The sequence below is a fragment of the Mesorhizobium sp. B2-3-12 genome, assembly GCF_006442205.1.
Classification (GTDB): domain Bacteria; phylum Pseudomonadota; class Alphaproteobacteria; order Rhizobiales; family Rhizobiaceae; genus Mesorhizobium.
In genome coordinates this window covers 1-12,142 of the sequence record NZ_VFVR01000029.1, presented here as the reverse complement: position 1 = coordinate 12,142, position 12,142 = coordinate 1, and the positions used below count along the sequence as shown (strand labels likewise).

Sequence of the window (12,142 nt, the reverse complement as noted above, 5' to 3'; positions counted from 1 at the left end):
GGGTCAAAGGAGCCGGCCCCGTCCCCGGGCCGGCTCCGCCATTTCCGGGGCGATTACACGCCGGATAACGCAGGCACCTAAGTCGGCTTCCGTGCCCCCTTGCTTCCGGAATGCCGCTTGATTCTCGACTGTCGGTTCGTTGGCGGGTATATTTCCGATGTTCTCCGCATCAGATACGCTCGCCAAGCTGGCGAACGTCGACAGCGCGCTAGTCACCGAAGGTGCCGCATGCCGACCGAACCTCGATCACCACGCCTTGCCGTTCTTATCGATGCCGACAACGCCTCCGCCAAGATCGCCGACGGTCTGTTCGAGGAGATCGCCAAGATAGGCGAGGCTAGCGTTCGTCGAATTTACGGCGACTTCTCGAGCACCCGATCGAAGGGATGGGCGGACATCCTGTCGAAACACGCCATCATACCGCAGCAACAGTTCGCCTATACCGTCGGCAAGAATGCGTCTGATATCACTCTGGTGATCGACGCCATGGATCTTCTCCATAGCAGTCGCTTTGACGGCTTCTGTCTGGTTTCGTCCGACAGCGACTTCACGAGGCTTGCTGCCCGCATCCGCGAACAGGGCGTCGATGTGTTCGGCTTCGGCGAGCGGAAAACCCCCGAGAGCTTTCGACAGGCATGCCGCCGTTTCATCTACACTGAAAACCTCCTGCGTGGCGCAATGAGCGTCCAAGATGCCGCACCGGCGGCGAAGCCGCTTCAGTCGCCCAACGCCGCGACACCAATCCTCAGGAAAGTGATCAGTCAGATGGACAGCGAGGATGGCTGGGTGTCCCTGAGTAACTTTGGAAAGCAGCTCTTGAATCTCTTTTCGGATTTCGATCCCCGCACCTACGGTTTCGGGAAGCTGAGCGATCTGGTGCGGGAGACCGCTGCTTTCGAAATCGACAAGGCCAGCGGTGGGGCCATGCGAATACGCATCAACACCGCCGCTGCGAAAAAAGGGAAAAACAAGTCGAGGTGAACTTGATCGGAACGCCTCTGCATGTGTGGTTTCGCAGCGGCGGTATCGTTTGCAATCCCGCACGATTTGGGTACTGCCATGCTGGAAATCCCGGAAGATCGATGCGAACGCCATCGTCTGTTCAAGGCGATGGATGATGCCTTCAAGGCTGGTGACTTCGAGGCCCTCGGCACCGCCCTGGGCGGTTCGCCCCGCTGGTTCGACGAGCGCATGCCTTTCGAACTCGGTCTTGGCCATCCGCTGGAATACGCGATCTACTGGAGCCCTCCCGCCTTCATCGCAACGCTGCTCGAGGCCGGATCGAGCCCGAACTATGACGATCATGCCGGATTTCCATCGATCATCGCGGCGCTGTCCACCGAGCGGGCGGACAAGTTCGACATCATCCACATCCTCATCGATCACGGCGCCGATGCGAACATGCGCGGCGTCAACGATTGGACGCCGCTTCACTACGGCGTGGCGATGCGCGACGCCGAGGCGATCCGCCTGCTTCTCGCCGCCGGCGCGGATCCCACCTTGAGGACCCGTATCGACCACTACACGACAGCGCTTGAAGAGGCAGACATCGCAGGGTTCGAGGTTGGCGCGTCGCTGCTGCGGGCAGCCATTGCCGAGCGCGCAACCGGCAACCGGGATCGATAGGCGGTGCCGAAGCCATGCGCCGGCCGGGACCTCAGACCTTCTCCAGCCCCGCTTTGAAGCGCTTGCCGTTGGCGATGTAATGCGCGGCCGAGCCACGCAGCCGCTCGACCGCCGCGTCGTCCAGCACCCTGATCGCCTTGGCCGGCGAGCCGACGATCAGCGAATTGTCCGGGAATTCCTTGCCTTCGGTGACCAGTGCGCCGGCGCCGACGAGTGAATTCCTGCCGATCCTGGCGCCGTTCAACACGACGGCGCCCATGCCGATCAGGCTGTTGTCGCCGATCGTGCAGCCATGCAGGATGACACGGTGGCCGATCGTGCAGCCCTGCCCGATGGTCAAGGGAAAACCGGGATCGGTGTGCATGACCGTGTGTTCCTGGACGTTGGTATCGGCGCCGATGACGATCGGCTCATTGTCGCCCCTGATAACGACGCCGAACCAGAAGCCGGCATTGCGGCCGATCCTGATGTCGCCGATCAGCGTGGCATCGGGCGCGATCCAGTTCGTGTCGGCATCGGCGAAGCTGGGCTCCGTTCCATCGATCGCATAGAGCGGCATTGTCGGTCTCCGAATCGTCTCAGGCTGGAAACCCTAGGAGACGGACCGCCCATGAAGCAATGGCAAGCACGACCACGCCCAGCGCCAGGGACCAGGCAATGGCGGTGCAGCCGCATGACAAGAGCGCCGCTGTCGAGATGCGGTGCTGGCGCCGGGCGTCAAGGGCTTCGTTGACCAGCATGAACGGCCCGGCGCCGGCCGTGACGGCCAGCGAGCGCACCAGATGTGAGGGCGACACATAGGGCTCGGCGAAGGCGACCTTGCGGCCCGATACCAACTCCATTGTCGAGCCCGCCAGGCCGCAAACCGTCAGGCCGACGACAAAGGCGAACAACAAGAGTTCCATCTGGGCCATATTAACCCTCCATTTACCATGAAATCGCACAGTCGTTTCAAGAAGGCTGCAAGAGCCGTGCCGTGCGAAGTGTGCCGCCGAGGGACAGCGGGCGGTGGGACGAGGACCGAGATGAAGCAGGCAGCGACCGCCGACGGCCCGGAACTGACCGTGGTCGATTCCAAGCTGATGAAGCGGGTGTTCTACGCGTTCGCCGCACTTGCCTTGCTGTCGATAGCGATCAGCCTTGGCGGCAAATGGTTCGGCCGTTCCATAGCCATGGCCGGATATACCGACGACGCGACCACACGCGCGGTGGTAATCGGCAAAAACGTCGTGACCGTGCCGGCCAATTTCATTCGTTTCGAGCAGGCCCGGCGCGACGGCATCGCTTCGCGTCTCGACCTTTATCTGCGCTATCCCCAGATGGACGGCTACAGCGAGGCGTCGCGCGACGATTTCAATAACGCCGGGGCCAACAGGAACATCATCTTCCTGTCCTTCGAGCAGCAGATGATGTCGCGCGACATGAGCGGCCGGTTCGGGCCGATCTACAGCGCACTGATCGTCCAGCCCGGCATTCCCGGCCCCGGCGGCACCACGGTCTACGCGTTCAATGAGAAATCAGGCTACCTGAACGAGGTGCTGGTCGTCGGCAAGCGCGCGGGCAAGGACCCTTTCGTGGCCCGCTGCCTCAGCGGGCCGAGCGCCGGCGAATCGCTGGCGCCTTGCGAGCGGGACATCCATGTCGGGGATGATCTCAGCCTTACCTATCGCTTCCCAAGGGAATTCCTTGGCGACTGGCAGACGCTCGACGCCGCCATCACGGCCGAGGCGGGGCGTATCCTCAAGACAGGACATTGACAGGCCGCTCGACGCGGCCTGCCTTTGAGACCGTGGCTCAGGCCAGATCGATGTCGAGGATCGCCATCGAGAAGTTGTAGTCGCCGTCGTCCTCGTCCTTGAAGACGATGCCGAGGAACTCGTCGCCGACATAGACTTCGGCCGAATCTTCCTTGCGCGGCCGTGCCTTGACCTCAAGCTTCGGGTTCTGGAAGACGCGCTTGAAATAGGCGTCCAGCTTTCTGATTTCGTCCGGCTTCAACAGTCTTCTCCGATCATCGGGCTTGCTCGTTTGAACGGCGCTTCTGGCACGTCGACAATGGCGATGTAAAGGCAAGCCGGCCTTACTGCACCGGAAGCGGCGGTGCTGCCCGGCAAATCGCGATCATGCCGTGCGATTGCAAATCAGATATCGAAACTGATCACCTGGTCCATCGTCTGCGACGGCAGAAGCTGGTCCATCTGGCGCGAAGGCTGGTCGCAGCCGGTCTCGCCGACCACGCGGGCCGGCACGCCGGCAACCGTCTTGTTGTGCGGCACGGGCGACAGAACCACCGATCCCGCGGCAACCTTGGAGCAATGGCCGATCTCGATGTTGCCGAGAATCTTGGCGCCGGCGCCGATCAGCACGCCACGGCGGATCTTGGGGTGGCGGTCGCCGCCGGCCTTGCCGGTGCCGCCCAGCGTCACGCCGTGCAGGATCGACACGTCGTCCTCGATGACCGCCGTCTCGCCGACGACAAGGCCGGTGGCATGATCGATGAAGATTCCCTTGCCGATGCGCGCGGCCGGGTTGATGTCGGTCTGGAAGACCGAGGACGAGCGGCTCTGCAGGTACAGCGCGAAATCCTTGCGGCCGTGGTTCCACAGCCAATGCGCCAGCCTATGGGTCTGGATGGCGTGAAAGCCCTTGAAATAGAGCACCGGCATGATGAACCGGTCGCAGGCCGGGTCGCGGTCATAATAGGCCTGGATGTCGACGCGTACCGTGGTCGGCCAGTCCTTGTCGTCGGCCAACATCGACTTGAAGGTCTGGCGGATGAGATCGGAACCGATATCCTGGTGCGCCAGCCGCTCCGCGATCCGGTGGATGACCGCCTCTTCCAGGCTCTCCTGGTTGAGGATCGTCGAATAGAGGAAGGCGGCCAGCAGGGGATCGCGGTTGACCGCTTCCATCGCTTCGTCGCGGATCGAACGCCAGATCGGATCGACCGGCTGCAACGCGCTGTGGCGGGAAATGCTGATGCTGTTCATCGACGTCTCGTCCTGCGTCCTGCTAGTCTGCCTGTTGTGCGGCCGCACATATAGGCCAGATCATAGCATGATTGAACTCAATTTTCCTTAGTGCTGTGTCAAATGGATTTGGTTCGCGGGAATTCAAGCAGCCATGGAAAACGAACCCTTGATCGACGACGCCCTGAAAACCGAGCTTTCGGCACTCTATGCCGCCGGGGACCGCCACTATCACGGCCTTGCGCATATCGAGGCAATGCTGGCGCTTGCCAGCGACTATCGGGGGGAGTTCGGCGACCCCGAGGCCGTCGAGGCGGCGATCTGGTTCCACGACGCCATCTATGACAGCCGCGCCAAGGACAATGAGGCGCGAAGTGCCGACCTTGCCGAAGAGAAGCTCGAGGGCCGCGTCGATGCCGAGCGGCTCAAGCGCATCGGCGCGATGATCCTCGCCACCGCCGCGCACCAGTTGCCGCCGTTCGATGACGCCGCGGCGGCGCGCGACGCCAGTCTGTTCCTCGACATGGATCTTTCGATCCTGGGCGCCGCGCCGGACGCGTTCGACGCTTATGAACGCGCGGTTCGCCGCGAATATGACTGGGTGGAGGAACCGATGTGGCGAGCCGGCCGCCGCGCGGTGCTGAAGACCTTCCTTGCGCGACCGCATCTCTTCCACACACAGGAATTCCGCCAGCGCTTCGAGCCGCAGGCAAGGCTGAACATTGCGCGGTCGCTGGAGGCGCTCACCGTGGATAGAGGATAATCAGGTAAAGGCGCCGATGGTCGACGCCATGGCCATCAGAATACCGAACCTATCCTTGCCGCCCGCTCAAAGCGGATTTTCGGCGTAGAACTCCAGCACCCGCTGTTTGAACGTCTTGTCCCCTACCGCCAGCATATGGTCACGGCCCTCGATGTGGAACGCCCTGGCATTAGGCATCAAGGCCGCGAGCTCGTCGGGCGAGCCGCCAATGTCGTCGGTGGTGCCGACCGCGATCAGCGTCGGCTGGGCGATGCGCGCGACGTCGCCCTCGCTGAGCAATTCGCGCGACGTGGCGATGCAGGCGGCCAACGCCTGGCGATCGCTGCGGGTCTGGTCGGCGAAGGCGCGGAAAGAGCGGCCGCGCGCATGGGTGGTCGCGGCCGGGTCGTCGGCAAGCAGAGCGGCGGCGATCGGATCCCAATCGCCGACGCCATCGATCATGCCGATGCCGAGGCCGCCGAAGACCAGCGTCGCCACCTTGTCCGGATCGGACAGCGCCAGGAACGCGGCGATGCGCGCGCCCATCGAATAGCCCATGACATGGGCCCGCTCGACGCCGAGGTGATCGAGCAGGGCTGCCGCGTCCGAAGCCATCTTCGCGGGCGTATAGTCGGCCTCGTCATAGCTCTTGGATGACGCGCCGTGGCCGCGATTGTCGAAGGCGATGGCCCGATAACCGGCATCGTTGAGCGTCTTGAACCAGCCAGGCGACACCCAGTTGACGTAGTGGCTCGAGGCGAAGCCGTGGATCATGAGCACCGGGTCGCCCTCGCCCGACGCCGGGTGGCGGTCGAGAAAGGCAAGATCGAACCCGTCATGGGGAAAAAACTGCATTGGAAGGCGATCCCCGCGCTTAATCGGAACCGACGTTCGGAGAATCGCCCTTGTCGGCCGGCGGCGTGCCAGGACCCGACGCCGTGCCGATCGCCGGATGACGCAGCAGATCGCCATCCGCTATGCCGTCCCTGGCGGCGGTGCCGGCCTTGAGTTCGAGCACGAACCGAACCGGCTCGCCGGGCGAGACGATCGCCTCGGACTGCGGCTCGCCCTGTTTGATGGCGCGGATCCTGCCATCCTGGCCGACAAAGATCAGGTCGAGCGGCATCGGCGTGTTCTTCATCCAGAAACTGACGTCGCGCGTCTCGTCGAAGACGAACAGCATGCCATGATCGGCGGCCATCTCTTCGCGAAACATCAGGCCTGCTTCACGCTCCGCCTCGGTATCGGCGACTTCGACGGAGAAGGAGCGCTCGCCGCCTTTCGTGACCGCGATGAGCGGCGCAGCGTCGACGGGGAGGATCATCGCCCGGCCATCGGCCACGCTGGGTACCTGGAAATAGAAGAATGCGGCCGCGGCGACCATGACGGCGGCCACAGCGCACATCACGCCCGCTGTCAGCACGTTCCTGTGTGTCATAAGAAATCCTCGGCCGGGCTCGCCCTAGTGCGAGACCGGCAAGGTGCCCATATCGGGGTGAATTTCGGCGGCCATAAGGCCTTTGTCACCGCGGCCGAAACGGACAAGCACGACCTGTCCCGGCCGAAGCTCGGTAATGCCGTAGCGGCGCAAGGTCTCCATATGGACGAAAATGTCCTCGGTGCCCTCGCCGCGCGTCAGGAAGCCAAACCCCTTGGTGCGGTTGAACCATTTGACCAAAGCGCGTTCGAGCCCGCTCTCCGGCGTCACCGAGACATGGGTGCGCTGTTCCTGCATTTCCGCGGGATGGACGGCTGTGGTGACATCCATGGAGAGAACGCGGAAAGCCTGCAGTCCGCGCTCGCCCTGCTTCACAAGGCAGACCACGCGCGCGCCTTCCAGGGCAGTCTGGAAGCCGTCCCGTCGAAGGCAAGTCACATGGAGGAGGATATCGCCCGAAACACCGTCGTCGGGAAGGATGAAGCCATAGCCCTTGGCCACATCGAACCACTTGATGGCGCCGGCAATCTCGGCCAGGTCGGCATCGCCGCCTTCGTCGCGCGTCAAGGCGTCGGCAAGGGTCCCGGCCCGTCCGGTCAAAGAGGCCTTTTCCCCCATAAGAATGCCCCCTTTTTTCAAGAAACACCGCAACTGATTCTTGACACCAGATTAACACCGCGGCTTCCGGTGTGTGCAAGACCTGACGTGCCTTTTTTCACGGTTCATTGCGGGAATACCGGATTTGTTCTTTGCCGGCACCGCTTGCCGCCTCACGATTGCCCTTTGACCGGGCCGACCCTATGTTGCGCCGCAACCCAACAGATCGAGGAAAACACATGCGCTATCTGCACACCATGGTCCGCGTCGCCGATGTCGATGCCTCGCTCGATTTCTACTGCAACAAGCTCGGGCTCAAGGAAGTTCGCCGCTATGAAAACGAACAAGGCCGCTTCACGCTGATCTTCCTGGCGGCGTCCGAAGACGAGCAGAGCGGCATCGCCGACAAGGCGCCGCTGGTCGAACTCACCTACAATTGGGATCCCGAAGACTACAAGGGCGGGCGCAATTTCGGTCACCTCGCCTATGAGGTGGACGACATCTACGCCACTTGCCAGCATCTGATGGACAACGGCGTCACCATCAACCGGCCGCCGCGCGACGGCAACATGGCCTTCATCCGGTCGCCGGACGGTATTTCCATCGAGCTCCTGCAGAAAGGCCCGGCCAAGGCCAAGGCCGAGCCCTGGGCATCGATGGCGAACACCGGGAGCTGGTAAGGTTCTGCCCCGGGACCGGGCGGAAGCGCCCGGTCGGCTTTGGCGTTCGGCCGGACAATGCCTATCTGTCTGAAGTCGCGCCGGCGCCGTAGCACCGGCGCATTGTCATGCGAATGGGTTCGCGCCCATGGAGAATTCAATCATGCCTTCCAGCCACGCCGACGTCGCCACCGAACATGCCAGCCGCTACCTGCAGCAATTGTGCAAGCATTGGGCGCACAAATTCCCGGTCGAGTTCGACCCGAACCATGGCGCCATCGATCTCTCGCTTGGCCGCACGGTCATGGACGCAGATGCGACGGCGCTGCGCATCACGGTGTCGACAGACGAAGCAGGATCGCTCGAGCGCCTGGAAAGCGTCGTCGCCGACCACATCAAGCGTTTTGCCTTCCGCGAGGAACTGTCCTTCGATTGGAAGCCCGCTCCGGCGGCTTGACAGGCCTAGAGCGGTTCAGCATTCGATAGAATCGCCGACCCGCTCTAACTCTTTGTTTTTACCCAATTCCCAAGGGGAAGCGCTACGCGCTTCTCCCGGGAAAACCGTTACAGACTTTTCCTGGAATTGCTCGAGCTCTTGCCGGCCCGACCGGCCATCTCCAGCAGCGCCAGCACCGAGCGCCAGTTGCGCGCGGTGCCCGGCACCTTCAGAACACGCGGGATGAGGTTGGCGAACACCGATTTGCCGAGCCCGTCCGGTGCGCTGAGGTAAAGCACGTCGCCCTTGATCTCGAAACGCTCGGGACCTGTGCACTTCTCGGCCAGCCGCGCCGCCTCGTCGGCGGTCGGCTCACGCTCCAGCGCGTAGGCGTGGAGCTTCGTGTGGTCGGCGGCGGCTTCGGGATAGGGATTTTCGCGCACCAGCCGTTCGAACCATGAGAGGTCGCGCACCATGATGCGCGAATGAAAGCCCCATTTCGCCTCGAAGGCCGCCTCGATCCTTTTCGTCAGCGCGGCCGCGTCGCCCTTGTCGGCCCGGAACACGACATTGCCGCTCTGCACGTAGGTGGCGACATCGCAAAAGCCGAGCCCCTCGAAGAAGGTCCGCAACTCCGCCATCTTGACGATACGGTTGCCGCCGACATTGATGCCGGAAAACAAGGCGATGAAGACCTTTCCGCTCATATGATGAACCCGGCCAGTGTTTCGTTGTCGGTGATGTCCTGATACTGGACGCCCTCGGCCTCGAAATTCGCCTTGAGCAGATCGAAATTGCGGCGATCCCTGGTTTCGATGCCGATCAGCACCGAGCCGAAATTGCGCGCCGACTTCTTCAGATATTCGAAGCGCGCGATGTCGTCGTCAGGACCCAGCATTTCGAGGAAGTCGCGCAACGCGCCCGGCCGCTGCGGAAAGCGGATGATGAAGTACTTCTTCAGGCCCTCGAAGCGCAGCGCCCGTTCCTTGACGTCCGGCAGGCGCTCGAAGTCGAAATTGCCGCCCGAGACCACGGCAACGATGGTCTTGCCCCTGATTTCCTTCCTGGAAAAATCCTTCAGCCCATCGATCGCCAACGCGCCGGCCGGCTCCAGCACCACGCCTTCGATGTTGAGCATTTCGATCATGGTCGCGCAGAGCCGGTTTTCCGGGACCAGCCGCACGCTGTCGGCGGCAAACTCCTTGAGATAGCGCAAGGGTTCGCGGCCGATCTCGGCAACCGCGGCGCCGTCGACGAAATTGTCGACCTTGGCGAGCTTCAGCCGCTTTCCCGCCGCGAGGCTGTCGCGCAGGCTCGGCGCGCCGGCCGGTTCGCAGAAGACGAACCGCGCCTCGCGTCCCTGGTCGGCGAAATAGTGCGTCACCCCCGCAGCCAGACCGCCGCCACCCACCGGCAGCATGACGATGTCGGGCATGCGCGCGCCCGGCATCTGTTCCGCGATCTCATAGGCGACCGTCGCCTGCCCCTCGATGATGTCCTTGTGGTCGAAGGGCGGCACCATGTGGGCGCCAGAGCTTTCGGTGAATTCGAAGGCGGCGCGATAGCAGTCGTCGAAGAAATCGCCGACCAGCTTGATCTCGACGAAGTCGCCGCCAAACAGCCTGGTCTTGTCGATCTTCTGCTGCGGCGTCGTCACCGGCATGAACACCACGCCTCGTTTGCCGAAATGGCGGCAGACGAAGGCGAAACCCTGCGCATGGTTGCCGGCGGAGGCACACACAAACAGCTCGGCCTGGTTGCCTTCGCCAAGCGCCTTTCGGAAAAAGTTGAAGGCGCCGCGGATCTTGTAGGATCGCACCGGGCTCAAATCCTCGCGCTTCAACAGCACCCGCGCGCCGGTCTTTCTGGACAGATAGTCATTTTCCTGCAGCGGGGTTTCGGGAAAGATCTGACGGATCGCGGCGGCGGCGGTGGCGACGCGCGAGGAAAAGCTGGTCATGGCAAAATCATCCCGGATCGCCCGCGGGCGCGTTAGACGACAACCCTATTACACATCCGCCTATTACACATCCGGCCCTGCAAAGACCATTGCCCGGTTGGGTCAGCGCTCGCGGCGACGCCTTCGCGAAATGTTTGCAGGCGCTTGGGGCCGTTTGTTCATGCTTCCCGCATCGGGTCGGCGGACACTTTCGTGAACGCTTTCCGCGATGTGGCGGCCTTGCCGCCAAGGCTTTGGCTTTCGCGCAACAGTGGGATAGCCATCGGCGGAAGCCGACCAGATTTTGCCCGGAGATGACTTACTTCCGCCGCACTTCGCCTGCTGGGGAGGTATCGCGGAGGGTGGACGAGCCCTTACTGGGCTTGAGTGGAATTTTTTGACGTGCATTTGAAGACGATTTGCATTCTAGCGCTTGCCTTGCTGGTGGCGGGTTGTGGCGGCCGTAAAACCGAGGAACTGCTCGGCAGCGCGGTCATGTCCGCGCCGGTTACGGAAATCGCGGGCAACCATTCGATCTTCATCGCCACGACGCGCAAGAAATCCGACGATCCCAACAAGGTTTTCGACGGCGAACGCTCGGCCACGCTGAACTACGCTCGCGTCAACGTCACCGTTCCGGGGATCCACACGACCGGCCAGATCGAACGGCGCTCGCGCGGCAAGTCGAATGATCCGGCCAAATACTTCATGGCTTCCGAGGTCGTCGGCTACGATACCCAACCAAAATTCTCCAGCGCTCTCAACGCCGACATAGCGGCGCGCGGCGGCCGCGTGATGGTGTTCGTCCATGGCTACAACACCGGCTTCGACGACGCCGTCTACCGCCTGACCCAGCTCGTGCATGATTCCGGCTATCCCGGGACGCCGGTGCTGTTCTCCTGGGCCTCGGGCGCGAAGACCACCGACTATGTCTATGACAAGGAAAGTGCCAGTGCCGCGCGTGACCAGCTCGAAGTGACCTTGCGAATGCTGCAGCAGTCCGGCGCGCGGCGCATCGACATTGTCGCCCATTCGATGGGAACCTGGGTGACAATGGAAACGCTGCGCCAGATGGCCATCAGCGGCGACCGCGATCTTGGCGGCAAGCTCGGCGACGTGGTGCTGGCCTCTCCCGACATCGACGTCGATGTGTTCAAGAGCCAAATGCGCCGTTACGGCAAGCCCGACAAGCCGTTCATCCTCTTGTTGTCGGATGACGATCGCGCGCTGCGGTTATCAGGCCTGATCGCCGGCTCGCGGCCGCGTGTCGGCGATTACAAGGATGCCGCCGACCTTGCCTCCTACGGCGTGACGGTCGTCGATCTCTCCAAGGTCAAGGGAAGCGACAGTTTCAATCACACCAAATTCGCCGACAATCCGGCCCTGGTGAAGATGATCGGCCAGCGGCTGCGCGAGGATGATGGTTTCGCCAGCGACCGGGACGTGACCGATCGCATCAGCCTGCTCGGGCAGTAGATGCCGCGCCACGGGTTTGGCCGTGCCGTTCGCCCTTGCCACGCTGTCGGCGCACTTTGAACTGGACCGCGCCCGTCTCTGGCCTTATCGGAGTATTGAGCGACGTCATGCGTTTGACGTCCCCCGTTACGGGAGCCGACGCGTGGCCTTGCGCTTGAAGAGTTTCGGTGTCGTCGCCTTCGCGTTGCTGTTCGCCGGCTGCGCTGGAAATACGCATGACCTGCTCAACAAGACGACGGTCAGCGTGCCGGCATCCGATA

16 protein-coding genes are annotated in these 12,142 nt (G+C 62.6%); 7 read left to right on the top strand and 9 right to left on the bottom strand.

The window, feature by feature from the left end; translation table 11 throughout:
* The first annotated feature begins 228 nt into the window (after positions 1 to 228).
* Together FJ948_RS30050 and FJ948_RS30045 are read left to right on the top strand one after the other, a co-directional pair.
* On the top strand, positions 229 to 981 hold the full coding sequence (locus FJ948_RS30050) for an NYN domain-containing protein (protein ID WP_140710928.1): 753 nt from the start codon (positions 229 to 231) through the stop codon (positions 979 to 981).
* Between the two features lie 78 nt (positions 982 to 1,059).
* Positions 1,060 to 1,626 (top strand): ankyrin repeat domain-containing protein, encoded by a 567-nt coding sequence (locus tag FJ948_RS30045; protein ID WP_181173885.1) that lies wholly within the window; start codon positions 1,060 to 1,062, stop codon positions 1,624 to 1,626.
* A 31-nt stretch (positions 1,627 to 1,657) separates the two neighbouring features.
* Here the strand turns inward: FJ948_RS30045 and FJ948_RS30040 are convergent, their stop codons facing one another.
* Positions 1,658 to 2,185: a gamma carbonic anhydrase family protein gene (locus tag FJ948_RS30040; protein WP_140710924.1), complete on the bottom strand. Its 528-nt coding sequence runs from the start codon at positions 2,183 to 2,185 to the stop codon at positions 1,658 to 1,660.
* Between the two features lie 19 nt (positions 2,186 to 2,204).
* Positions 2,205 to 2,540, bottom strand: a complete 336-nt coding sequence (locus FJ948_RS30035; protein ID WP_140710922.1) for a hypothetical protein — start codon at positions 2,538 to 2,540, stop codon at positions 2,205 to 2,207.
* A 111-nt stretch (positions 2,541 to 2,651) separates the two neighbouring features.
* Here FJ948_RS30035 and FJ948_RS30030 point away from each other — a divergent pair, with 111 nt between their 5' ends.
* Positions 2,652 to 3,383 (top strand): hypothetical protein, encoded by a 732-nt coding sequence (locus FJ948_RS30030; RefSeq protein ID WP_140710920.1) that lies wholly within the window; start codon positions 2,652 to 2,654, stop codon positions 3,381 to 3,383.
* 37 nt (positions 3,384 to 3,420) lie between these two features.
* Here the strand turns inward: FJ948_RS30030 and FJ948_RS30025 are convergent, their stop codons facing one another.
* Entirely contained in the window at positions 3,421 to 3,624 is a 204-nt protein-coding gene (locus FJ948_RS30025; RefSeq protein ID WP_006200852.1) for a DUF3126 family protein, read from the bottom strand.
* 143 nt (positions 3,625 to 3,767) lie between these two features.
* A complete protein-coding gene (gene cysE, locus FJ948_RS30020; protein WP_140710918.1) occupies positions 3,768 to 4,616 on the bottom strand; it encodes a serine O-acetyltransferase in 849 nt (282 codons plus the stop codon).
* 133 nt (positions 4,617 to 4,749) lie between these two features.
* Between cysE and FJ948_RS30015 the strand changes: the two genes are divergently transcribed.
* Positions 4,750 to 5,358 (top strand): hypothetical protein, encoded by a 609-nt coding sequence (locus FJ948_RS30015; protein ID WP_140710916.1) that lies wholly within the window; start codon positions 4,750 to 4,752, stop codon positions 5,356 to 5,358.
* 66 nt (positions 5,359 to 5,424) lie between these two features.
* Here the strand turns inward: FJ948_RS30015 and FJ948_RS30010 are convergent, their stop codons facing one another.
* Genes FJ948_RS30010 through FJ948_RS30000 form a run of 3 tightly spaced genes read right to left on the bottom strand, consistent with a single transcriptional unit; the run spans position 5,425 to position 7,393 of the window.
* Complete coding sequence (locus FJ948_RS30010) at positions 5,425 to 6,192, bottom strand: alpha/beta hydrolase (protein ID WP_140710915.1); 768 nt, start codon at positions 6,190 to 6,192, stop codon at positions 5,425 to 5,427.
* A 19-nt stretch (positions 6,193 to 6,211) separates the two neighbouring features.
* Positions 6,212 to 6,775, bottom strand: coding sequence for a DUF192 domain-containing protein (locus tag FJ948_RS30005; RefSeq protein ID WP_140710913.1), 564 nt, complete (start codon positions 6,773 to 6,775; stop codon positions 6,212 to 6,214).
* A gap of 24 nt (positions 6,776 to 6,799) precedes the next feature.
* On the bottom strand, positions 6,800 to 7,393 hold the full coding sequence (locus FJ948_RS30000) for a cold-shock protein (RefSeq protein WP_140710911.1): 594 nt from the start codon (positions 7,391 to 7,393) through the stop codon (positions 6,800 to 6,802).
* Positions 7,394 to 7,611: 218 nt separating this feature from the next.
* Here FJ948_RS30000 and FJ948_RS29995 point away from each other — a divergent pair, with 218 nt between their 5' ends.
* Entirely contained in the window at positions 7,612 to 8,052 is a 441-nt protein-coding gene (locus tag FJ948_RS29995) for a VOC family protein (RefSeq protein WP_140710909.1), read from the top strand.
* Positions 8,053 to 8,194: 142 nt separating this feature from the next.
* The gene (locus FJ948_RS29990; RefSeq protein ID WP_140710907.1) at positions 8,195 to 8,488 is read left to right on the top strand and encodes a DUF2218 domain-containing protein; all 294 of its coding nucleotides are present in this window, start codon (positions 8,195 to 8,197) and stop codon (positions 8,486 to 8,488) included.
* A gap of 107 nt (positions 8,489 to 8,595) precedes the next feature.
* Here FJ948_RS29990 and FJ948_RS29985 read toward each other — a convergent pair whose 3' ends face one another.
* Together FJ948_RS29985 and ilvA are read right to left on the bottom strand one after the other, a co-directional pair.
* Positions 8,596 to 9,174: a DUF1697 domain-containing protein gene (locus FJ948_RS29985; protein ID WP_140710905.1), complete on the bottom strand. Its 579-nt coding sequence runs from the start codon at positions 9,172 to 9,174 to the stop codon at positions 8,596 to 8,598.
* Complete coding sequence (gene ilvA / locus FJ948_RS29980; RefSeq protein WP_140710903.1) at positions 9,171 to 10,427, bottom strand: threonine ammonia-lyase IlvA; 1,257 nt, start codon at positions 10,425 to 10,427, stop codon at positions 9,171 to 9,173. Before ilvA ends, FJ948_RS29985 begins: the two co-directional genes overlap by 4 nt.
* A gap of 381 nt (positions 10,428 to 10,808) precedes the next feature.
* On the opposite strand from ilvA, the gene FJ948_RS29975 reads away from it, so the two are divergent.
* Positions 10,809 to 11,882 (top strand): alpha/beta hydrolase, encoded by a 1,074-nt coding sequence (locus FJ948_RS29975; protein WP_140710901.1) that lies wholly within the window; start codon positions 10,809 to 10,811, stop codon positions 11,880 to 11,882.
* Positions 11,883 to 12,142 lie beyond the last annotated feature (260 nt).

Excerpts from the sequence above, each read along its gene's own strand:
- FJ948_RS29995 (WP_140710909.1), top strand. The coding sequence starts at position 7,612 with ATGCGCTATCTGCACACCATGGTCCGCGTCGCCGATGTCGATGCCTCG.
- FJ948_RS30005 (WP_140710913.1), bottom strand. The coding sequence starts at position 6,775 with ATGACACACAGGAACGTGCTGACAGCGGGCGTGATGTGCGCTGTGGCC.
- FJ948_RS29990 (WP_140710907.1), top strand. The coding sequence starts at position 8,195 with ATGCCTTCCAGCCACGCCGACGTCGCCACCGAACATGCCAGCCGCTAC.
- FJ948_RS30045 (WP_181173885.1), top strand. The coding sequence starts at position 1,060 with ATGCTGGAAATCCCGGAAGATCGATGCGAACGCCATCGTCTGTTCAAG.
- ilvA (WP_140710903.1), bottom strand. The coding sequence starts at position 10,427 with ATGACCAGCTTTTCCTCGCGCGTCGCCACCGCCGCCGCCGCGATCCGT.
- cysE (WP_140710918.1), bottom strand. The coding sequence starts at position 4,616 with ATGAACAGCATCAGCATTTCCCGCCACAGCGCGTTGCAGCCGGTCGAT.
- FJ948_RS30000 (WP_140710911.1), bottom strand. The coding sequence starts at position 7,393 with ATGGGGGAAAAGGCCTCTTTGACCGGACGGGCCGGGACCCTTGCCGAC.
- FJ948_RS30050 (WP_140710928.1), top strand. The coding sequence starts at position 229 with ATGCCGACCGAACCTCGATCACCACGCCTTGCCGTTCTTATCGATGCC.
- FJ948_RS30040 (WP_140710924.1), bottom strand. The coding sequence starts at position 2,185 with ATGCCGCTCTATGCGATCGATGGAACGGAGCCCAGCTTCGCCGATGCC.
- FJ948_RS29985 (WP_140710905.1), bottom strand. The coding sequence starts at position 9,174 with ATGAGCGGAAAGGTCTTCATCGCCTTGTTTTCCGGCATCAATGTCGGC.
- FJ948_RS30010 (WP_140710915.1), bottom strand. The coding sequence starts at position 6,192 with ATGCAGTTTTTTCCCCATGACGGGTTCGATCTTGCCTTTCTCGACCGC.
- FJ948_RS30035 (WP_140710922.1), bottom strand. The coding sequence starts at position 2,540 with ATGGCCCAGATGGAACTCTTGTTGTTCGCCTTTGTCGTCGGCCTGACG.
- FJ948_RS30030 (WP_140710920.1), top strand. The coding sequence starts at position 2,652 with ATGAAGCAGGCAGCGACCGCCGACGGCCCGGAACTGACCGTGGTCGAT.
- FJ948_RS30015 (WP_140710916.1), top strand. The coding sequence starts at position 4,750 with ATGGAAAACGAACCCTTGATCGACGACGCCCTGAAAACCGAGCTTTCG.